19 protein-coding genes are annotated in these 18389 nt (G+C 70.0%); 8 read left to right on the top strand and 11 right to left on the bottom strand.

The window, feature by feature from the left end:
• Nucleotides 1–448, top strand: a 448-nt coding sequence (locus tag AB0J68_RS09185) for a DCC1-like thiol-disulfide oxidoreductase family protein (RefSeq protein ID WP_363937401.1), incomplete at its 5' end; no start/stop codon positions are given.
• Nucleotides 411–1109, top strand: a complete 699-nt coding sequence (locus AB0J68_RS09180) for a TetR family transcriptional regulator (RefSeq protein WP_363937399.1) — start codon at nucleotides 411–413, stop codon at nucleotides 1107–1109. The genes AB0J68_RS09185 and AB0J68_RS09180, both read left to right, overlap by 38 nt.
• A 240-nt stretch (nucleotides 1110–1349) precedes the next feature.
• Here the strand turns inward: AB0J68_RS09180 and AB0J68_RS09175 are convergent, their stop codons facing one another.
• Nucleotides 1350–2012: a GNAT family N-acetyltransferase gene (locus AB0J68_RS09175; protein ID WP_363937396.1), complete on the bottom strand. Its 663-nt coding sequence runs from the start codon at nucleotides 2010–2012 to the stop codon at nucleotides 1350–1352.
• A gap of 201 nt (nucleotides 2013–2213) precedes the next feature.
• On the opposite strand from AB0J68_RS09175, the gene AB0J68_RS09170 reads away from it, so the two are divergent.
• Together AB0J68_RS09170 and AB0J68_RS09165 are read left to right on the top strand one after the other, a co-directional pair.
• Nucleotides 2214–2402, top strand: coding sequence for a DNA repair protein (locus tag AB0J68_RS09170; protein WP_363937394.1), 189 nt, complete (start codon nucleotides 2214–2216; stop codon nucleotides 2400–2402).
• Between the two features lie 153 nt (nucleotides 2403–2555).
• Complete coding sequence (locus AB0J68_RS09165; RefSeq protein ID WP_354855189.1) at nucleotides 2556–3074, top strand: hypothetical protein; 519 nt, start codon at nucleotides 2556–2558, stop codon at nucleotides 3072–3074.
• A gap of 10 nt (nucleotides 3075–3084) precedes the next feature.
• Here the strand turns inward: AB0J68_RS09165 and AB0J68_RS09160 are convergent, their stop codons facing one another.
• Entirely contained in the window at nucleotides 3085–3816 is a 732-nt protein-coding gene (locus tag AB0J68_RS09160; RefSeq protein WP_355066954.1) for a Clp protease N-terminal domain-containing protein, read from the bottom strand.
• A gap of 191 nt (nucleotides 3817–4007) precedes the next feature.
• Between AB0J68_RS09160 and AB0J68_RS09155 the strand changes: the two genes are divergently transcribed.
• Nucleotides 4008–4823, top strand: a complete 816-nt coding sequence (locus tag AB0J68_RS09155; protein ID WP_363937404.1) for a DUF72 domain-containing protein — start codon at nucleotides 4008–4010, stop codon at nucleotides 4821–4823.
• Between the two features lie 15 nt (nucleotides 4824–4838).
• Here the strand turns inward: AB0J68_RS09155 and AB0J68_RS09150 are convergent, their stop codons facing one another.
• Nucleotides 4839–6671 (bottom strand): glycoside hydrolase family 15 protein, encoded by a 1833-nt coding sequence (locus AB0J68_RS09150; RefSeq protein WP_363937390.1) that lies wholly within the window; start codon nucleotides 6669–6671, stop codon nucleotides 4839–4841.
• A 145-nt stretch (nucleotides 6672–6816) separates the two neighbouring features.
• Between AB0J68_RS09150 and AB0J68_RS09145 the strand changes: the two genes are divergently transcribed.
• Together AB0J68_RS09145 and AB0J68_RS09140 are read left to right on the top strand one after the other, a co-directional pair.
• Nucleotides 6817–7194 carry a VOC family protein gene (locus AB0J68_RS09145; RefSeq protein ID WP_363937387.1) on the top strand — a complete coding sequence of 126 codons (378 nt, stop codon included), beginning with the start codon at nucleotides 6817–6819 and terminating at the stop codon, nucleotides 7192–7194.
• Between the two features lie 113 nt (nucleotides 7195–7307).
• Nucleotides 7308–7757, top strand: a complete 450-nt coding sequence (locus AB0J68_RS09140) for a hypothetical protein (protein ID WP_355066952.1) — start codon at nucleotides 7308–7310, stop codon at nucleotides 7755–7757.
• Between the two features lie 8 nt (nucleotides 7758–7765).
• Here the strand turns inward: AB0J68_RS09140 and AB0J68_RS09135 are convergent, their stop codons facing one another.
• Nucleotides 7766–9421: a glycoside hydrolase family 44 protein gene (locus tag AB0J68_RS09135; protein WP_355066951.1), complete on the bottom strand. Its 1656-nt coding sequence runs from the start codon at nucleotides 9419–9421 to the stop codon at nucleotides 7766–7768.
• A gap of 176 nt (nucleotides 9422–9597) precedes the next feature.
• On the opposite strand from AB0J68_RS09135, the gene AB0J68_RS09130 reads away from it, so the two are divergent.
• A complete protein-coding gene (locus AB0J68_RS09130) occupies nucleotides 9598–9765 on the top strand; it encodes a hypothetical protein (protein WP_355133207.1) in 168 nt (55 codons plus the stop codon).
• A gap of 47 nt (nucleotides 9766–9812) precedes the next feature.
• Here AB0J68_RS09130 and AB0J68_RS09125 read toward each other — a convergent pair whose 3' ends face one another.
• The 7 genes from AB0J68_RS09125 to AB0J68_RS09095 all read right to left on the bottom strand — a co-directional run bounded on the left by AB0J68_RS09125 (nucleotide 9813) and on the right by AB0J68_RS09095 (nucleotide 17602).
• Entirely contained in the window at nucleotides 9813–11114 is a 1302-nt protein-coding gene (locus tag AB0J68_RS09125; protein ID WP_363937385.1) for a hypothetical protein, read from the bottom strand.
• A complete protein-coding gene (locus tag AB0J68_RS09120; RefSeq protein WP_355133203.1) occupies nucleotides 11111–12250 on the bottom strand; it encodes an OmpA family protein in 1140 nt (379 codons plus the stop codon). The genes AB0J68_RS09125 and AB0J68_RS09120 overlap by 4 nt, the downstream gene beginning before the upstream one ends.
• Nucleotides 12251–12363: 113 nt before the next feature.
• Nucleotides 12364–13167 carry a hypothetical protein gene (locus AB0J68_RS09115; protein ID WP_363937383.1) on the bottom strand — a complete coding sequence of 268 codons (804 nt, stop codon included), beginning with the start codon at nucleotides 13165–13167 and terminating at the stop codon, nucleotides 12364–12366.
• On the bottom strand, nucleotides 13164–15074 hold the full coding sequence (locus tag AB0J68_RS09110) for a hypothetical protein (protein ID WP_363937380.1): 1911 nt from the start codon (nucleotides 15072–15074) through the stop codon (nucleotides 13164–13166). The genes AB0J68_RS09115 and AB0J68_RS09110 overlap by 4 nt, the downstream gene beginning before the upstream one ends.
• A 418-nt stretch (nucleotides 15075–15492) precedes the next feature.
• A complete protein-coding gene (locus tag AB0J68_RS09105) occupies nucleotides 15493–16167 on the bottom strand; it encodes a hypothetical protein (RefSeq protein WP_363937378.1) in 675 nt (224 codons plus the stop codon).
• A 202-nt stretch (nucleotides 16168–16369) separates the two neighbouring features.
• Nucleotides 16370–16846: a Pycsar system effector family protein gene (locus AB0J68_RS09100; protein WP_355133684.1), complete on the bottom strand. Its 477-nt coding sequence runs from the start codon at nucleotides 16844–16846 to the stop codon at nucleotides 16370–16372.
• Between the two features lie 54 nt (nucleotides 16847–16900).
• A complete protein-coding gene (locus AB0J68_RS09095) occupies nucleotides 16901–17602 on the bottom strand; it encodes a Crp/Fnr family transcriptional regulator (RefSeq protein ID WP_363937375.1) in 702 nt (233 codons plus the stop codon).
• Nucleotides 17603–18389 lie beyond the last annotated feature (787 nt).

Below are 18389 nucleotides of genomic sequence, written 5' to 3'. Positions count from 1 at the left end.
CGCGTTCTCCGGCGGTGGGGTCCGGAGGTTCACCGTCCTGTTCGACGCGAACTGCCCGATCTGCCGGGCCGCCCGCCGGTGGCTCGCGTCCCGCGCCCAGCTCGTACCCCTGGAGTTCGTGCCGGCCGGCTCGACCGAGGCCCGGCGGCGCTTCCCCGGCCTGGACCACGACGCGACGCTGCGTGACCTGACCGTCGTGGCCGACACCGGCGAGGTGTACGCGGGCGACGGCGCCTGGTTCGCCTGCCTCTGGGCGTTGGCCGACCACCGGTCGGCGGCCGAGCGGCTGTCCCGGCCGCATCTGCTGCCGCTGGCCCGGCAGGTGGTGGCGACCGCCTCCGCGATCCGGGAGCGGGTTCGCGATCCGTGGGCCGAGCCGATGGACGAACCGGCGGGATACCGTGACCCCGATGACCGAGCAACCTGCGCCGACGACCACTGCGGGTGAACCTGCGACCGCCCGGGGCGAGCAGACCCGGCAGCTGATCCGGGACACCGCGATGCGACTGTTCCGCGAGCGCGGCTACGCCCAGACCACGATGCGGGCGATCGCGCAGGAAGCCGGCGTCGCGGTGGGCAACGCCTACTACTACTTCGGCTCGAAGGACCACCTGATCCAGGAGTTCTACGCCCAGTCCCAGGTCGAGCACCGGGCGAAGGCCCAACCGGTGCTCGACCGGGAGGAAGCGTTCGCCGATCGGCTGGCCGGGGTGCTGCATGCCGGGATCGACGTGCTGACCCCGTCACACGCGTTCGCGGCGACCTTCTTCAAGACCGCGGCCGAGCCGACCTCTCCGCTCAGTCCCTTCTCCGCCGAGTCGTCCGGCCCCCGGCAGGCGGCGATCGACCTGTTCGCCGAGGTGCTGACCGGCTCGACCGCCAAGGTCGACGCGGAGTTGCGCCCGCAACTGCCCGAGCTGCTCTGGCTGGCGTACATGGGCGTCGTCCTCTACTGGGTGCACGACCGATCACCCGGTCAGGTCAAGACCCGGCAGTTGATCGACGGCGTGGTGCCGCTGATCGACCGGCTGGTCGCGTTGTCGCGGCTGCGGGTGCTCCGCCCGGTGACCCGACAGGTGCTCGACCTCATCCGCACGCTGCGTCACTGACCGGTTCACACCCGCGACCCGGCTCCGCCGCAGGTCAAGTCCGCTATTCGACACTCCGACCCAACAGCTCGCACCTTGCACCGGGCAGATTCGATACGTAGCGTGATCGACATCGGATCGACCCGTCAGCGACGCGGCCGACCGCCCGAGAACCGGGGCCTGGGGGCAGGTTGCGGACCGTGGATCCGGCCCGGGATCCACGGTCCGCGCACTGAGACCGCACCCGACGGCTGCCCCGTCTCACCGCGGATAGACCCCGTACGCCCGCCAGCCCCGGTCCGGGAAGCCCGCCGCTTCCGCGACCCGGGCCGAGGCGTGGTTGTCCTTCTCGTGCAGGTACGTCGGCACCGCGCCCTCGTCCAGGACCCGCCGTGCCGCCTGCGCCACCAGCCGACGCGCGAGGCCCCGACCCCGAGCGGCCGGCGCGGTGCCGATGGCCAGTTCGTGCCCGTACGCGTCGTGGCGTTTTATCCCGGCTCCGGCGAGGTAGGTGCCGTCCACGTCGCGGACCACGAGCACCGGCCGGTCGAACAGCCGCAGCCAGGCCGGCAGGCCGGGGGCGGTCGACTCGGTCCACTCCCCCACATCGGGCAGTGGCGCGGGAGCCAGACTCCAGCGGAACGGGCCGTCGTGCACACAGAAGGTGGGCAGTCCGACGGCCTCCGGCAGCGCCGCGAGCATGCGCTCCGGAGCGCGCTTGACCAACGCCCGGATCGCCGCCACCCGGTCCGGCGCGACGGAGAGCACCGCGCTCAGACCGGTGTCGACGGCGAGGGCCGGACGCAGCCGGCCGTCCCAGGCCGGCCGGAGCCGGCGATGCGAGGCGACCACATGCAGCCCCGGGCCGGCCGGCCACTGGCCGAGCCAGGAGGCCAGGTGCAGCTGCAGCAGCCGGTTGAGCATGCGTACCTCCCGTCGCCGGACACGTCGTGGATCACCGTACGCGCAGCGGCCCGACCGGGCGGGCCTTCCCGTCGGGGCCGGATGGCCCGGGGTCACGAATGCGCCGGGCGCCGTGCTGCCCGAGATGCGGGAACCGGGTAGCGAGATCGACCGTCATAGGTATTTCCATACATGGACACCTTTCTTTGGGACGGTATGGTCATGCCGATTCAGCCGAACGACCGCTTCCACCAGGACCCCGCGCGACTCTGGCGAGCAGCGGAGGCCGCCGGAGCCCTTCCGGCCCAACCGCGCTACCGGGTGACCCGCACGACGGGCGCCCTGTCCTGGGCGAAACTGAACAAGCTGCCGGCCGGCAGCTCCAGCCGGCACGGCCTCAACACCCGCTGAGGCGCCGGCCGGGCCCGGACTGCGCCGAAGGGCGGCCTCTGCCGGTGGTTGGGGACGACACACCGCAGGAGGACCAGCGGCGGTATTCGCACACCTGTCGGGTAATTTCTTCCAGGTCCGGCACCCCGGCCTACGACAGGAGAAGCTCCGCGCATGGGCAAGAAGACGATCCAGGTCTCCGACTTCACCGGCACCGTTCTGCAGCAGGACGACGAGGTGGTTCGTGTCGTCGTCCTGGAGCACCCGGACCTGGTCGCCGGGCCCGTGCAGCTCGACGCCACCCCGGGCGAGGTGGAGAGCATCGACGACGCCGCGCTGGACGTGGCGGTGGTGGAGATCCACGACCGGCACGGCGGCGGGGAGCCCCGACGGGTGGTCCTCACCGCCAGCGAGTTCGACGCGATGGCCACCGACGTCCCGATGGCGCAGTTGCTGAAGACGGCCGAGCGGGTCCGCCCGCCCAAGGCCCGCAAGAGCGTCGAGAAGATCGACTACGGCACGCTGGAGCACGCCGGCAGGCCGCACCGGGGCCGGGTCACCGAGGAGGAGGCCCGACTGGTCCGCGAGCAGCTCGACGAGGTCAACAAGCGACTCGCCGACGCGGGCGTACGCCAGATCGACCCGACCGATCCGGAGCACGCCCTGCGTTACGGCTTCCCCGAGGCGTCCTGACCCCGGGTTCTCACTTCTTACCGACGGCGGCGGCGAGGGCGGCGGACAGGTCGGCCTCGACCGCCGCCTTGTCCAGGCCGAGGTTGGTGAGCACGCCGGCGCCGTCCTCCTGCTCCAGCAGGGCGAGCAGGATGTGCTCGGTGCCGATGTAGTTGTGCCCGAGGCGCAGCGCCTCCCGGAAGGTCAGCTCCAACGCCTTCTTGCCGCGCGCGTCGTACGGGATGAGTTCCGGAACCTGCTCCGCCCGCGGTGAGAGGACGGCACCGACCGCCTCCCGCACCGCCTCGGGGGTGGCGCCCCGACCAGCCATCACCCTGGCGGCAAGACCCTCCGGCTCGGCCAGCAGGCCCAGCACCAGGTGCTCGGGGCCGATCTCGGCGTTACCGCTGGCACGGGCCTCCTCCTGCGAGGCCACCACCACGTTGCGGGCCCGGGGGGTGAACCGTGCGAAGCCGGCGTTCGGGTCGAGCGCCGCCGCCTCGGTGGAGCCCTTCGCGACGAAGCGCTTCTGCGCGGCCTGCTTGCTGACCCCCATGCTGCGGCCGATGTCGGTCCAGGAGGCGCCGGAGCGCCGGGCCTGATCGACGAAGTGCCCGATCAGGTGGTCGGCGACCTCACCGAGGTGATCGGCGGCGATCACCGCGTCGGTGAGCTGGTCGAGCGCGTCGGTGTGCGCCTTCTTGATCGCCTGGATCAGGTCGTCGAGCTTGACGTGGTTGTTCATCTGGAAAGGCTCGGTCATGCGTCAACCATAGGTTGACGCCCTCTCCCCGTCAACCCTGAGTTGACGACGAATGTGAACGACGACGAGCCCTGCGGGGCGGCGGTCGGCCGCCGCACAGACGGGTGTCCCGAGCTGCCACGGGGCGCGTATACGGTGGGCGCGGTTTCACCAGAGGAGGGGCTGTCATGCGGCTGCACGTGGGATGCGCGATGTGGACCCACCGGTCGTGGCCTGGTCGCCTGCTGCCACCAGCGGAGCGCCTGCGGCACTATGCGAGCTGGTGCGACGCCGTCGAGGGCAACACGACGTTCTACGCGACACCGGCCCGGGACACCGTCGCGTCCTGGGCGGCGCAGACCGATCCCAGCTTTCGGTTCGTCCTCAAACTTCCCAAGGTCGTCACGCACGAACGCCGGCTCACCGACGTCGGCGACCCGCTGCGCGCCTTCCTGGACGCGATCGAGCCCCTCGGTCCACGCGCCCACGCTCTCTGGATCCAACTGCCGGGGTCGTTCTCGCCCGCCGACGTGCCTGCCCTCGATCGGTTCCTCGGCCAACTCCCGCGCTCCCACCGGTATGCCGTGGAGGTCCGCCATCCCGCGTTCTTCACCGACCCGCACGCGATCCGGCGGCTCGAGGAGACCCTCACCGCGGCCTCGGCCGAATGGATTCCCTTCGACACCACCGCGTTCTTCACCAGTCCGCCGACCAGCGACGCGGAACGCGACGCCTGGACCAAGAAGCCACGGATGCCGCTGCGGGCGGTCGCGCTGACCGACCGCCCGATCGTCCGTTACCTGGGCCGCGACGACAACGCCCGGACGGTCCAGGGGTGGCAGCGCTGGGTCGAGGTCACCGCCGACTGGCTGCGCGAGGGTCGCTCCCCCACCGTGTTCGTCCACACGCCGGACAACGCCGACGCGCCGCGGCTCGCCCGCCGCTTCCACGACGAGGTACGCGCCCGCGTGCCGGGCCTCGCCGCACTGCCCGAACCGATACCGGTCGAACCACTGACCCTCTTCTGACGGGTACGCCCGCGGTCACCCCTTTCCGTCGAGGAGGGCGTTGAGGTGGTGGGCCGTGCTGATCAGCGAGAGGTGGCTGAACGCCTGCGGGAAGTTACCGATCTGCTCACCGGTGGGCGCGATCTCCTCCGAGTAGAGCCCCAGCGGCGTGCTGTACGTCAGCATCTTCTCGAACGTCAGCTGGGCGTCGTCGAGCCGGCCGGACTGGGCGAGGGCCTGGACGTACCAGAAGGTGCACATGCTGAAGGTGCCCTCGGAGCCGGCGAGCCCGTCGGGCGAGGCGTTCGGGTCGTAGCGGTAGACGAGGCTGTCCGAGACCAGCTCGTTGTCTATCGCCCGCAACGTCGACAGCCACATCGGATCGTTCGGCGCGATGAAGCCCACCCCGGGCATCGCGAGCAGCGAGGCGTCGGTGATGTCGGTGCGGTAGTGCTGCACGAAGGCCTGTCGTTCCGGATGGAATCCCCGAGCGATGACCTGCTCGTAGACGGCGTTGCGTTCGTCCGCCCAGCGGGTGATGCTCGCGGGACGCCCACGTGCGTGCGCGATGCGGATCGCGCGGTCGAACGCGAGCCAGCACATCATCCGCCCGTAGGTGAAGTCCTGCCGCCCGGAGCGGGTCTCCCAGATGCCGTCCTCGGGCTGGTCCCAGTGGTCGCAGAGCCAGTCCATCAGGCCGGCCGTCTTGCGCCACCCGTCGTACGACGTCATCAACCCGCTCTGGTCGGCGAGATGCAGCGAGTTGAGCGCCTCGCCGTAGATGTCCAGTTGCACCTGGCCCGCCGCGCCGTTGCCGATCCGCACCGGCGCCGAGCCGCGGTATCCCTCCAGGTGGCCCAGCACCTCCTCGGGGAGGTCCGGCGAGCCGTCGATGCGGTACATGATCTGCAGAGGCACGTTGCCGTCGCGGGCGTCCCGGATGCGCGCTTCGAGCCAGGTCAGATACTTCTGGGCCTCCTCGGTGAAACCGACGCTGAGCAGCGCGTGGACCGAGAACGAGGCATCACGGATCCAGGTGTAGCGGTAGTCCCAGTTCCGTGGTCCACCGATCTGCTCCGGCAACCCCGCCGTCGGGGCGGCGACCACGGCGCCCGTCGGGGCGTACGTCATGAGCTTGAGCGTCATCGCCGACCTGTCGACCATCTCCCGCCAGCGGCCGGTGTAGGAGGAACGGCCCACCCACCGACGCCAGTGGTCCCGTGTCTCGGCCAGCAGTTCGCACGCCTCCTGCGTGCTGAGGGCCCGGGGTGGGTGGGGGCAGGCCGTCTCCAGGACGACTCCGCCGATGTCGCCGACGTGCAGCTCGTTGCGAAAGCAGACGCTCTCGGTGTCGCGCTGGATCGTCCGCTTGTCGACGAGCCGATCCGCGTCCGAGAAGGGGGTCAGGGTGAGGCTGAGGGTCGAGCTGCGGAAGACGTCGCCCTCCGGGTGCACCTCCAGCTCGTACGGATCCCGCCCGTAGTTGAACCGCGGCCGGCAGTCGAAGCGGAACGGCATGTGTCCCCGGACCATCCGGATCAGCCGGATCAACCGGTGCCGGTCGGTGGCCTGCTCGCCCGTGACGGGCATGAAGTCCAACAGCTCCCCCACCCCGTCGGCGCTGTGGAAACGGGTGATCAGGATCGGCGTGCCGGGTAGGTAGAGCTGTTTGCTCGAATACTCGATGCCGTCGGGTGAGAGCTGGAAGTGGCCGCCTTTTCGGCGGTCCAGCAGGGCGGCGAAGACGCTCGGCGAGTCGAAGCGCGGCGCGCAGAACCAGTCGATCGTGCCGTCCTTGCTGATCAGCGCGGCGGTCTGCAGGTCACCGATCAGGCCGTGCTCCTCCACCCCCGGGTACGTCGTATCCACGTTGGCTCCCGCCGCTCGTCGGGCTGACGGCGGCGACTACCCGGGATACCGCGCGCTACACGGCTGGCCGTCTCCGTGTCGGGCCGAAGCTGTCGGTGCCCGCCGATAGCGTGACCACCGGACGACATCGACGAGAGGACACCAGGTGAGCCTGCGCGGATTCGCCACCCTGAACATCTGGGCCGACGACGTGGCGGCGGCCACCGACTGGTACGCCCGGTTCCTGGGCCAGGAGGCGTACTTCTCGCGGCCCGGCCCCGACGGGCGTCCGGCCTACACCGAGTTCCGCCTCGGCGACTACCAGGCGGAGCTGGGCATCATCGACCGCAGGTACGCCCCGCCCGACGCGACGGCCGGGCCCGGTGGCGCTGTGATGCACTGGCACGTCGACGACCTCGACGCCACCGTGCAACGGCTCCTCGCGATGGGTGCCACCGAATACCAGCCGATCACGCCCCACGGGGACGCGGGCTTCGTCACCGCGGCGGTGGTGGACCATTCGGCAACGTGCTGGGGGTCATGACCAACCCGCACTACCTCGACATTCTCGCGTCTTCCAGGCCAGCCTGAGGCGGTTGTCGACGTCTGCTGTACTCGACAGCGAGGATTCCCCCTCGGCGAAGGAGGCCCACTGGCATGTCCACCTCCGAGTTCAGCCCCGACGCTCTGCGTACGCTGATCCGCGCCGGCGCCTGGATCGACCGCCCGGACACCAAGAAGGCCGCCGTACACCTGCTGACCTTCACCAAGCTGCCGGAGCAACCAGGCTTCGCCGAACTGGTCGAGGTCGTACAGATCCCCGAGTACGACGACGGTCACGACATCCAGGTGGCGGTCATCCGCGACTGGCCGGCGCTGCTCGCGCTACCGGCGGTCGAGCAACTCTCCGACGACGACCAGCGGCTGGTCGCCCTTGCCGGCAGCCTCGCCACCGGGCAACCGGTCGACCTGGCCGCCAACGCCGCCGTCAAGGGCCACGAGCACGCGGCGAAGGTCGCCGAGGCGATGGTGATCGCCGCCGGCTACCACCTGAAGTACACGGTCAACCCGACCGAGCGGCTCACCACGAGGTTCGCCAAAGCCTGAGTAGGCGCTCAGTGTCGGCGCTGCGGCAGGACGAGCAGCGTCACGGAGTTCGCCGGGTACGTCGCGCTGACGCCGCCCCGGGCCACCCGGAGATCCTCACCGCGGACGATCGAGGTGAGATCGGCCGGGCCGTAGGTGAACCGCTGCGCCCTGTCCCCGCCCTGGAATCCGGAGAGCGCCAACCGTGAGGTCAGATCGCCGCCCGTCTTGTTGACCACCATGACGGTGAGTGCCTTGTCGGACGAGCGTTGCGCGGCGTAGACCGAGAGCTGCCCCTGGTCGCCGCTGACCGCCGACACGCTCACGTCGCCGAACCTGCTCCCGGCTCCGTCGTAGTTCCGGTACATCCGGAACGCGTACGCGCCGGGGTCGGTCGGCTTCGGTTCGCCCCAGATGGTGGCCAGGTCCAGACCCTCGCGCCCGAAGATGCCGAGGACGTCGGCCTGCGCGAGCGCGCCGTTGATGTCGTCCAGGGCGCCCCAGTTGTATTCGGTGATGGCGACCTTGGTGCCGGGGTAGTACTGCGCGACCCATGCCTTCATCTGGCGGATGAACTGCAACGGCGGAGCGTTCACCCCGCCGGGGCCGATCCACGACTCGTCGACGTACGTCGGATCCCACAGCGACCGGGTGGACCGCAGCCGCAGCGCGTTGGCTTCCGCGTCCTTGCCGCCACTGATCTGCGGGTAGTAGTGCTGATCGAAGTAGTCGAGGAATCGCTTCCCGCCGTGGGCGTCGCTGAAGTCCTTCATGTTCTTCAGATACCACTGGGACAGGTTGAGCCCGCCGTGCGCCGCCGCGTCGGCACCCGGCGCGCATCCGTCCACGCCGGACGCCACCCATTCGCAGTAGCCCCAACCGGACGGGCCGAGCACCGCCGCGCGCGGGTCGGCGGCCTTGATGGCCGCGGCGGTCGCCGTGCCCTTGCCGCCCAGTTCGTCGTAGCTCACCGGGTCGGGATGCACGTCGCGGTGGGTGGAGTTCCACAGCACCGGCTCGTTGTCGAGTTCGTAGATCGGTACGCCGCCACGTGACGCCGGGCCGAACTGGGTCACCAGATGGGACACCATCTCGCCGGCGAACGACGCGTCGGCCGGGATCGAGGTGTCCGTGGGGACCGCCCCGGTCAGGTTCGCGTCGGCGTGCCGGCCGTTGCCACAATTGGGGTCCCACTGGTCGAACGAGTCCTGCTCGGGGAAGCGGGTGGCCGGGAAGCCGCAGGCGAACGGGTGTGACGAGGGCGAGTCCTTCGCCACCCATCCGATCAACGGCACGGTGACCACCTGCCTGGTCCCGTGGTCCCGGTTTCGCTGGACGAACGCCTCGACCGTGTTGTCGGGCCCGGCCACGATGTTCTCGAAGTACCAGTCGCTGCCGGTGTTGTAGGTGTGGTTCTTGAAGTTGTAGCGGCTGCTCGCGTTACCGCCCCAGCGCGCCACCGGGGTGCCGAGTTCGGCGACGAGCGCGGGGTCGCCGCCGTTCATACCGTAGATGTCGGGGCTGATCTTGTGGCGGGCGGCGGACACGTCCACGGTCAGGGCGAGCCCGGCGGCGGCCGCCGCCGGGCCGGCGACGGCCTGGGTGGTCAGCAGCCCCGCCACGAGAGAACCGACCACACCGATCGCCGTGGCCGGACGTGGCTTGCGCCGTCGTTGCACACCCATCAGAAACTCCTGCCGCCGATCAGCCCGGGACGGACCGAACCCAAAAATATTACCGATTGTCTATATCAACTCAATTGATACTTGTCAATTGATGCTGCCATGACTGCCGTACCTCGACCGGGACGCCGAGCCGGTCCATCTCGGCGTCGGTGAGCCCACCGAGGCGGACATCCAGGGTGTACGTGCCGCACGCCGGCAGCACTGCCGGCCCGCTGTCACCGACCCCGTCGACCACGCTGCCGCCGGTGATCGTCGCCGCCCGATCACGGCGCCTCAACGACCTGTTCGCGCTCCGGGACGGGCTCATCGCCCGCGTCGAGTCGTACGTCGTCCCGCTGCCCTGAGACGGGCGGCACGGCCGGAAGACGGGCGCGCCCCGTCACCGTCCCTCCTATCCACGCGCGATGGCGGCGACCGCTGGCCGGAACTGCTGGCGCAGCGCGGCCTCCAGCGTGTCGAACGCCTTCTGCAACGACTGCGGGTCGTGCTCGGTGGCCACGTCGCGGGCGTTCTGGAGGATGTCGAGGCGGAGTGCGGGCAGCACCTGCTCAGCCGTCGGTTCCGTGCCCTCCTCCGGCCACCGCAGTACGGTGAGCGGCAACCGCAGCGGCCCCTCCACACCGCGGCGTCCGCGATCGTCGAGGATGCGGGCGCACTCCTCCTCGACGATCCCCACCGCCTCGCCTTCGGCAGAGGTGATCGCGGACCGGAGGTTGTTCCACGCCTTCCTGTGCGCCACCAACTCGCTCCGGGCGGCATCGGTCAATGCTCTGGACAGCTTGTCCAGGTCGTCGACGTCCTTTGCCACTTCTTCGGTCCTGTCGGCGTACGGATTGTGAGAGAGCACCTTGACGGCGATGGCCGAAACGCTCAGCAGCATCAGGAGGCCCACGAAGACCAGCTGGAAGCTGGCCAGAGCGCCGAAGGCAGCCGCCTGCGTGGATCGCACGTAGGCACCCGCGGCGAGCACGCCGACGGTCAGGACCGCGAGGATCACCGGCCCGGCCAGCCGAGCCCACGGCAGATCGTCCTCCTCCCGGGTCTGCTCCTCGGGTCGCCAGTGCCAGAACACCCGGCGCAGCAGCAACCACGGGTTGAGCGGCCCGCGTCGGCGGGACCGGGTCACCCGAATCCGGTGTCGGAAGAGGTGCTCGGCAAGGCTGTGTCCGGCGGCCAACAGGCAGAGAGCCATGCCGATACCGGGCAGATACGCGATCCAGTAGACGAGGTCGGACGGGCCCGCCCCGAAGATGCGCTGCACCACGTTGCCTACGAAGGCCACGTCGAAAAACGCAGCGAGCGCCAGGACGCCCCAGACCACCCACCGAGGAAGGGCCCGCCGACGGCGGCTCTCCGCCCCGTCCCCGACATGCGACCGGGTGACCACATGCTCCGCGCTACGTGCCTCAGCGACCCGTTCCCGGGCAACGAGGCGGTCGACCTCGTCGAGCGCCGCCCGCGCCGTGTGGTATCGCTCGACCACCAGGACGCCGGCTTCGTCCAGAGCGGTCTGGGAAGCCACGAGAGCCGCGTTGCCCCTGCCGAACGCACGCAGCAGGGCTGCCGCCTCGATGTCCTCCAGCCGCTGTTCCGCCGCCGGCACGACGGGGTTGCCGAGCAGAACGCCGGAGGCCGGACACGGGACCGGCGCCTGCCATCGCCGGCCGTTGTTCGCCACTTCGTCCATCGTCATGTCCCTCCTTGCGCTCGAGAGGCCAGGATGTCGACCCGGCGGGCACACTGCGTCTCGTCGTCGGATGTCGCGGTGGCCGGAAAGCCGGTTCCATCGGCACACGTGTTCGTCTCGCCTCTCCCCTCCGCCAGGACGCTCGGCACGCCTTCCCTCCGGAGGAACTCGGCGACCGCCTCCGCACGGCCCATGGACAGCGCCCGGTTGTGGGCGCCGTCGCCGCGCGGGTCCGCGAAGCCGACCACCTGCACCCGCGCCATCGCGCCGGTACGCAACGTCACCGCGAGTTCGGTGAGCATGGGACCGGCGTCCGACCGGAGGACGGTCTGGTCGGTGTCGAAGAGCGCGGCCGCCGGAAGGCTGTACCGCTGTACCGCACTCCCGTACCGAACGACCGGGTCGCCGACCTCGGCGACGGGCGCCGACCCGGGGTCCTCCGGGTCACGACCCACCGAGGCGGCACGTACGTCACAGTCACCACCTTGGAACTCGCAGAACTCCGTCCAGAGACGGGTGAGCCACTGCGCCTGGGCCGGGGCGGGCACCGGCTGACCTGCGGCGGGATGCCCGATGCCGACGAACGTCACAGTGATGCCGTCGAACACGTCCGGCCGGAGTTCCTGCGCCGGTTCCGCCGAGCACGCGGCGGTCATGGCGGCGATCTCCTCGCTGCCGGTGAAATCCGACCTCACCAGGCTGGCACAACCCTCCGTCACGAGGCCGTCGGTCGCGACGACCAGGCGCTTGGCGCCCTTGCCCTGACGGAGCCAGTCCGCCGCGGTGGCCGAAGGACGCAGGATGTCGGTGCCCGGCGCGGCCGGGTCGGTCGTCTGGGCCGCGTCGACCGCATCCTCAAGACAGTCCCCCGCCTCCCGCTCACGGTCCCTCTGGTTGTCCGGGTTGTTGTCGTCCCTCTTCCAGTCCGTCGACTGCTCGAAGACGGTCCACGACAGGTCCGCCGCGGTACCGCTGAACGCGCCCACGGCCACGGTGTCCCGGTCCCGGGCCGCCTGGCGGACGAACTCGCTGAGGGCCCGCCGATAGTCGGGGGCACCGATGCCGGTGCCGACCGCACGGGTCGAGTTGGTGACGTCCACCAGGAACGCCGTCCGACCGGTCGTCTCCCCGGGCTCGTCCATCCACGCACAGGGCTCCGGGCGCCGGGGCGGATCGATCGGGTCACAGCCGAACAGCGATGGTGTCACCAGGACGGCGACGGCCATCAGGACCTGCCGAACGCGTGACGCGCGCGTCATGAGCCGTCACCGGCCTCGTCGGAGAGGCCCTGGCTGCGCCGGAACGCGTGCAGTGCGGCCTCGTACGACTCGGCGAACTCGAACAGGCCCACGCGAGTGTGGCTCTTGGCCGCCCGGTCCAGTACGTCCGCCAGGTCGTTGCGGGCCTGGTCACGAGCGTTCTCCAGCCCGGTCACCGAGGCCGCGAACGGCTTGTCGGCCAGCTGCGCGGCGTACGGCAGCACCAGGTCGCCGACCTCCTGGCCGGCGAACCCGGTCAGGATGTCCCGCCACCGGACCGCCACCGCCTCGACGTTGTCCGCCCGCACCCGCATGAGCGAGTACGGCAGCAGGACCTCCACCACGCGCGCGTCCGGACGCACCCGTAGCCTCACCTGGCAACGCAGCGAGACTCCGGCGTCGGTGAAGCAGAACTCGGCGGGCAATGCGCGGCCCATGGCGCGCTCCGCATCGAGTGCCCGATGCGGCGCGAAGTCCCGCCCCACCTGCCAGACCACCTCCCGCACAGCACGGCGGACGCTCTCGGTGTGCCGGTCCGCGCGGGTCCTCAGGTCACCGAGATCGGTCACCGCAGCCGACCAGGTCGCCTCGACCTGCACCTGGAAGTCGTACGCCTCCCCCATCGCCGGGATCGCCAAGGGCGCTCCGGCGTCGATCGACTCGGTCAGCGGTGAAACCGGAGCACCAGCGGGCGGGGGCGACGCGGGCTGCTCGCCACGGGGCTCCGAAGCCCTTCCGGTCAGCCGGTCCCAGAGGCGGCGCCAGAAGCCGGGTTTCCTGTCGGTGTCGTGCGTCGTCATCGGGCTCGGTCCTCCGTCAGTCGGTCGATGATTTCCTTGAGCAGCAGGTCTCCCGGTCGACGGCCCTGCCACAGCCGCAGGTGCCAGAGACCACGCTTGCGGAGCCGTGGGTCGGCCAGCGCCTCCCGCACGAGGTCGGAGAGCGCCCGGGACAGGTCCTCGTGCGGACCACCGGGGCGGTACGGCAGTTCCAGCCACTGGCGCAGCAGGTCCCAGGCCGTGTACGCGGTCGCCGGATCGGCGAGGGCGGCCGTCCACATCCGGACCAGCACGGGCAGCCGTTCGGGTACGAGGACTGCGTCGACCAGGAGCTGTGGCCATTCCGGACGGTCGCGGCCGAGTTGACGGGCGAGGAAGAGGACCGTCCAGGTGGCATGGACGTTGACCTCCGACGCCGCGTCGGCCAACCAGGCGTCGACGTGGTCGTAGACCACGTCCGCCGAGCCGGCCAGGTAGATGCTCGCGACGGCCCGGCTGACGCTCCGGTACGGCCGCTGCCGCGGATCGGTAGCGATGACCCGGAGGTCGTGCAGGGCCACGCCCGGGATGGTCCTGCCCAGTTCCGTCCCGTAGACCTTGGCCGCGGTGTCGTGCAGCTCGGGGTCGGTACTCCGCACCCAGTCGCTGATCTTCCGGCGTACGCGGATGACGAACCGTTCGTTCCGGCCCACCTGCTCCAGCGCCCATGCCGCCGCCTGCCGACGCATGCCGTTGATGTCCAGCGCCCATGGCCGAATCAGGTCGGCCATGATCTTCTCGAAGTCGTACACGGCCAGCTTCCCCGCCGCCTGCGCGGCACGGAGACGCATGGCGGGACGACCGCTGGTCACAACCCGGTCCAGCCAGTACAGCAGCACCTCGCGGGTCGTGTCGTAGTCGTTCCACGCGACGTCGAGGAAGGCGTCCGACAGCGCGGTGTTCCGCAGCTGGGCACGGCGTGGTGACTGCTCCTTGCCCGTGCCGAGGTCGCCCAGCATGTCTGTGTACAGGAGCTTGTCCAGTCCGTCGTCGAAGACCGGTCGGGCAGGTGTGGAATCCGGTGCCTCGATGAGTCGCAACATGCCGAGCAGTTGCTCGGCGGCGCTGAGCACGTCCACCAGCTCGATGCCGTCGAAGATCGCGTACGCCGTACGCAGGGCCTGTCGCCGCGGACCGCCGAAGGGGTCGGAGACCGAGGACGTCCTGAGCGCGTCCTCGAACGCCCGACGGGCCACAGTCCGCCAGTCCGGCTCCAGGGAAGCGACCACCGCTGCGGGCGTCTTCTCCTGCCGGAGGCCCTCGACCAGAGCCCGGGCCAGCTTGACGACCTGGCCCGGACGGCGGCTGTTGGCGATGTACTCCGTGACCGACTCGTCGGCCAGCACGGTCACCGGCGCGGGGGAAGACGCCGGCTGTTCCGTCTCCAGGTAGCGCTCCAGCACCGCGGCGGGGTCCGGCCAGTCGTGCCTGACGGCGTACCGGCTGGTCTCGGCCTCGGCCGCCGGCGGCCCGAGCAGTACGACGTACCCGCGAGCGCCGTGCCCCACCGCTGTTCGATACGCCTCCACGGTCGACTCGTCGGCGAGGTCCGCGCCGTCGCGGAGTTCGAGGACGAGACCCCAGCCCGCGGGGAAGAACAGCTCGGACTGCGACAGGACGTCGCCGGCGACGACGCCGTCGGGCATCACCAATCCGCCCACGCGCCCTATGCGGCCCTCGGTGCGCAGCCGATCCAGGAGGGCGTGGCCCGCGGCCCGCCGCCCGCTGCCGTCAGGGCCGAGGACGATCACCAGACCCTCGGTGCGGAGCGTCGAGAGGACCGCCGCGAAGGTGTCTCCCTTCACGTACCGCCGACGCTGTTGCTCCAGGTCGATGCTCGTCAGCTCGTACCGGGTGAGGGTGACCTGCTCCTCGCCCACCTTGACCATGACCGAGACGGCATTCGCCCCGACCGCCACCGGACCGTTGACCGTGTCGACGCGAGTCCGGTACTCGTCACCACTTTGAAGGTGGAAGTCGTCCGCCGTGGACTCCGCCTCGTCAGCTGCCTTGTCCGAGGGGGCCGATTTGCCCAACTGCTGCCTGGGCAGTAGGTCGTGCAGAGTTTCCGGCCGGCGCCCCTCGCCCGTACCCGTGGACTTGTCAGCGGCTTCCCTCCGGGCCGCCGCCGCTTCGTCCGTCGCCGGGGCCGGCGTCGGATCCACTGGTGTGTCGGACGGCGGCCGTGGTGGGTCGTCCCGACCCTCCGAGCCCTCCGCCCCTTCCGCCGTCGGGGCACCGCCGACATCGTCGGCCACGACCTGCTCCGGCGGTGCCGCCGCGGTGCCCGCATCATCGGGGCGATCGTCACCGGCCATGGGGAGTTCCCGTGTGCGAGGTGGCGCCCTTGCCTACGACGAACGGACCGTTCACGGTCCCGACCCTGGTGTCGTACACGTCGCCGACGATTCGCCTGCCGGCGTCGCCGTCCGGCACGTCGGAGGCGTCCGAACGCGGGCCCGGTTCGGTGGGACCGGTGTCCGGGCCGTCAGGGGCACCCTCCGCCGGCAACTCGGCGCCCCACAGTCGAATCCACGCCGGCTCCCGGTACTCCTTCGCCTTTGCGACGACCTTCCGGTAGGCCTGCGGCATCAACGCGGGGTCGCCCTCCAGCACGGACGTCCGGTACACGTGATCGGCCAGCACGAGGCCGACGAAGGCTCCCGGTGCCGCGTTCATCGCGCGGCGCAACGGTGCGATGTCCCGGATCCGTGCCGCCTCCACCAACGCCGGCCCGCCGATCAGATCGTCCTCGTCGACCACGACGTCGCCGTGCGTGACAGCCATCCGGATCCGGAGTCGAGCCTCCGGCGTCAGCCTGGCGTTCGACCTGCGGAGTCCCCGGTCGACCCTGGGCGGGAACTCACCGATCACCTCTTCCTTGCTGACCGCAGGCGGCACGACAATCGTCATCCCATCGCCGTCCTTGCGGATCACCCACTGACCGCCGAGCGGACACTCCTGGAGTGCCTCGGCCACCACCGCCCGAAGGTCACCAACGAGCAGCCTGTGACGCCATGAGCCACCGGCGCTCGAATCCACGATGTCGATTGATATGACCGAGTACGAACGAGCGGGACGGTACATCCGCTGTGTCTCCTCTTCTGGCTGGACGCACATCGGCGACGATCGGCGTCCGACATGTGTTCACGGCCGGTGAACGCGGTGCAGGAATCGACGTGCCTCAGAAGGTGAGTGCCGCCAGACTCACGAACGACAGACACAGGCAGGCGAGGCCCCACCTGATGAAGCGGTACTTGACGATCACGATTCGACTGGTCCAGTGGAGTTCGCTGATCAGGCCGACCAACGGCTGTGTGGCGGCCTGCCGCAGGGCCGCGGTCAACTGCCCGCGGTCCAACGTCCCGACGTGACCGAAGAAGGCAACCTGACCGTCGTCGCGGTCACCGCGCACGCGCGGGTAGAGGGCCAGTAACAGGCTCACGGTGCCGACGATCCACAGCGCACTCGCCGCCCACCAGAACCACGAATCGGCCGACCCGAGCTGCTGCCGGGACCCCGCACCGCCGAGCACGAAGCCGACGGCTGCGCCGACCGCCGTACCCGCGATGGCCAGACCGTGCACGGCCTTGCCGTCCGCCCTGTCGATCTCTTCACGGTTGTGCGCGAGAAGTCGCTCTGCGAGTCGCTGTTCTTCCATGCTGGACACGCTCCGCCCTTCCGTTTCGGAGATCGACGGCTTCAGACACACCCCCTATGCGTCATGCGACACAGAGCTGGCGAGGGATCGCAGGACGGTCACCTGTACCAGGACGATGCGCTGCCGGCTCGTCCGTACGAGCCCGCGTTCGCGCAGCATGCGCAGCGTCCGGGCCGCCACCTCGCGCGACGTCGCGGCCGCCTTGGCCAGTTCCTGCTGGGTCAGGGGAAGGTCGATGACGACCCCGTCGGGCGCTCGCCTGCCCTGCCGCTCGGCGAGGTCGAGCAACAGCGAGATGATCCTGCCCGAACCGGACGTGGAGACGTACCGCAGCCGCTCGGCATCGGACTCCCGAAGGCGCGCGGTGACGTGCTGAAGCATCGCGAACATCACTCCCGGGAAGTCCTGCAGGTGCCGAAGGAATTGTTGTTCAGGAATGATTCGTGCACGGACCGGCACCAGCGCCGTGACCGTGGCCGAGCGAGGTCGGTCGTCAATGGCGGACAGTTCTCCGAGAATGTCGTCCGGTCCCCTGATGGCCAACAGCACCTCGTCTCCTCGTCGGGACTGCACGGAAACCTTGGCCCATCCGGTGAGTAGCAACGCCACGTGCTGAGTGGGCTCACCCTGATGGAAGAGAGTTGCTCGGCTCGCGTACCGACGCTCGGTACCGAGCGCGAGCAGGCCCTCCACCTCGTCGGATGAAACAAGATCCAGAAACGGACGTGCCATCACCGTCCCCAATTCAGCGACCACCTCTCCGGAGATGCAACCATTCGAGTCCGGTCCACTTGAGCTGCTGGAGAGCGAAGTTTATCGACGTCATCTATCGGCACCACATCGTCGAACGCGTCGGCCTTTCGCATCCGGCCAGAGGGTGAACAAGGGCTTGAGGTCAACCGGATCCACCCACATGGGCACGCACGACCGCCGTCGACGATCCTGCAATGCTCGAATCAGGCAGTGCCGGTGTCCGGACACTGACATCGGCATTCCGGTGAAACGGCCGCGCCGTTAGCTGAGCTCAGATCAGCCGGCTCGGTAGCCGACCGCCACCAGGCGCTCGAAAGCCGCCCGTACCTCGCCCGGCATCCCCTGCGGGATCGCCCGCGTGATCCTCCGCGACCAGACCGGCCGGGTGCTGCTGGTCCACCCGGCCTGCACGCGCGAGGCCCGGGAAGAGCTGGGCCTGTCGATACCCGCAGGGGCGCTGCTGCGCGTCGACTGGGTGCCGGTGAGCCCGCCGTGGACGGCGGGCTCATGTTCGTGTTCGATGGCGGAATGCTGCCGGCGGACCAGGTCGCGGGGGTCACCGCGGCGATCACCGCGATCGGACGGGGCGGCGTCTACCTTGAGGATGGAGTCGCGACCTCGAACAGTTAGTCGACCGGGTTGAGCCACGGCCGCAGCCCGGTGCCAGGAGATAGAGGTCCCCGTGCACGCGAAAAAGGCCCCGACCCGGTGTTAACCACCAGGTCAGGGCCTTGTTCGTTGGTGCGCCGCCAGGGACTCGAACCCCGAACCCGCGGATTAAGAGTCCGCT

Source organism: Micromonospora sp. NPDC049580 (genome assembly GCF_040675595.1).
GTDB lineage: Bacteria > Actinomycetota > Actinomycetes > Mycobacteriales > Micromonosporaceae > Micromonospora.
Note: the sequence above shows the minus strand (reverse complement) of the source record. Positions and strands in the feature narration are given on the sequence as shown.

What these genes read in the sequence shown, in the direction of transcription:
- AB0J68_RS09125 (WP_363937385.1), bottom strand. Translation starts at nt 11,114, where the DNA reads ATGACGATGGACGAAGTGGCGAACAACGGCCGGCGATGGCAGGCGCCG.
- AB0J68_RS09170 (WP_363937394.1), top strand. Translation starts at nt 2,214, where the DNA reads ATGCCGATTCAGCCGAACGACCGCTTCCACCAGGACCCCGCGCGACTC.
- AB0J68_RS09165 (WP_354855189.1), top strand. Translation starts at nt 2,556, where the DNA reads ATGGGCAAGAAGACGATCCAGGTCTCCGACTTCACCGGCACCGTTCTG.
- AB0J68_RS09160 (WP_355066954.1), bottom strand. Translation starts at nt 3,816, where the DNA reads ATGACCGAGCCTTTCCAGATGAACAACCACGTCAAGCTCGACGACCTG.
- AB0J68_RS09135 (WP_355066951.1), bottom strand. Translation starts at nt 9,421, where the DNA reads ATGGGTGTGCAACGACGGCGCAAGCCACGTCCGGCCACGGCGATCGGT.
- AB0J68_RS09175 (WP_363937396.1), bottom strand. Translation starts at nt 2,012, where the DNA reads ATGCTCAACCGGCTGCTGCAGCTGCACCTGGCCTCCTGGCTCGGCCAG.
- AB0J68_RS09100 (WP_355133684.1), bottom strand. Translation starts at nt 16,846, where the DNA reads ATGGAAGAACAGCGACTCGCAGAGCGACTTCTCGCGCACAACCGTGAA.
- AB0J68_RS09140 (WP_355066952.1), top strand. Translation starts at nt 7,308, where the DNA reads ATGTCCACCTCCGAGTTCAGCCCCGACGCTCTGCGTACGCTGATCCGC.
- AB0J68_RS09155 (WP_363937404.1), top strand. Translation starts at nt 4,008, where the DNA reads ATGTGGACCCACCGGTCGTGGCCTGGTCGCCTGCTGCCACCAGCGGAG.
- AB0J68_RS09120 (WP_355133203.1), bottom strand. Translation starts at nt 12,250, where the DNA reads ATGGACGAGCCCGGGGAGACGACCGGTCGGACGGCGTTCCTGGTGGAC.
- AB0J68_RS09110 (WP_363937380.1), bottom strand. Translation starts at nt 15,074, where the DNA reads ATGGTCAAGGTGGGCGAGGAGCAGGTCACCCTCACCCGGTACGAGCTG.
- AB0J68_RS09180 (WP_363937399.1), top strand. Translation starts at nt 411, where the DNA reads ATGACCGAGCAACCTGCGCCGACGACCACTGCGGGTGAACCTGCGACC.
- AB0J68_RS09115 (WP_363937383.1), bottom strand. Translation starts at nt 13,167, where the DNA reads ATGACGACGCACGACACCGACAGGAAACCCGGCTTCTGGCGCCGCCTC.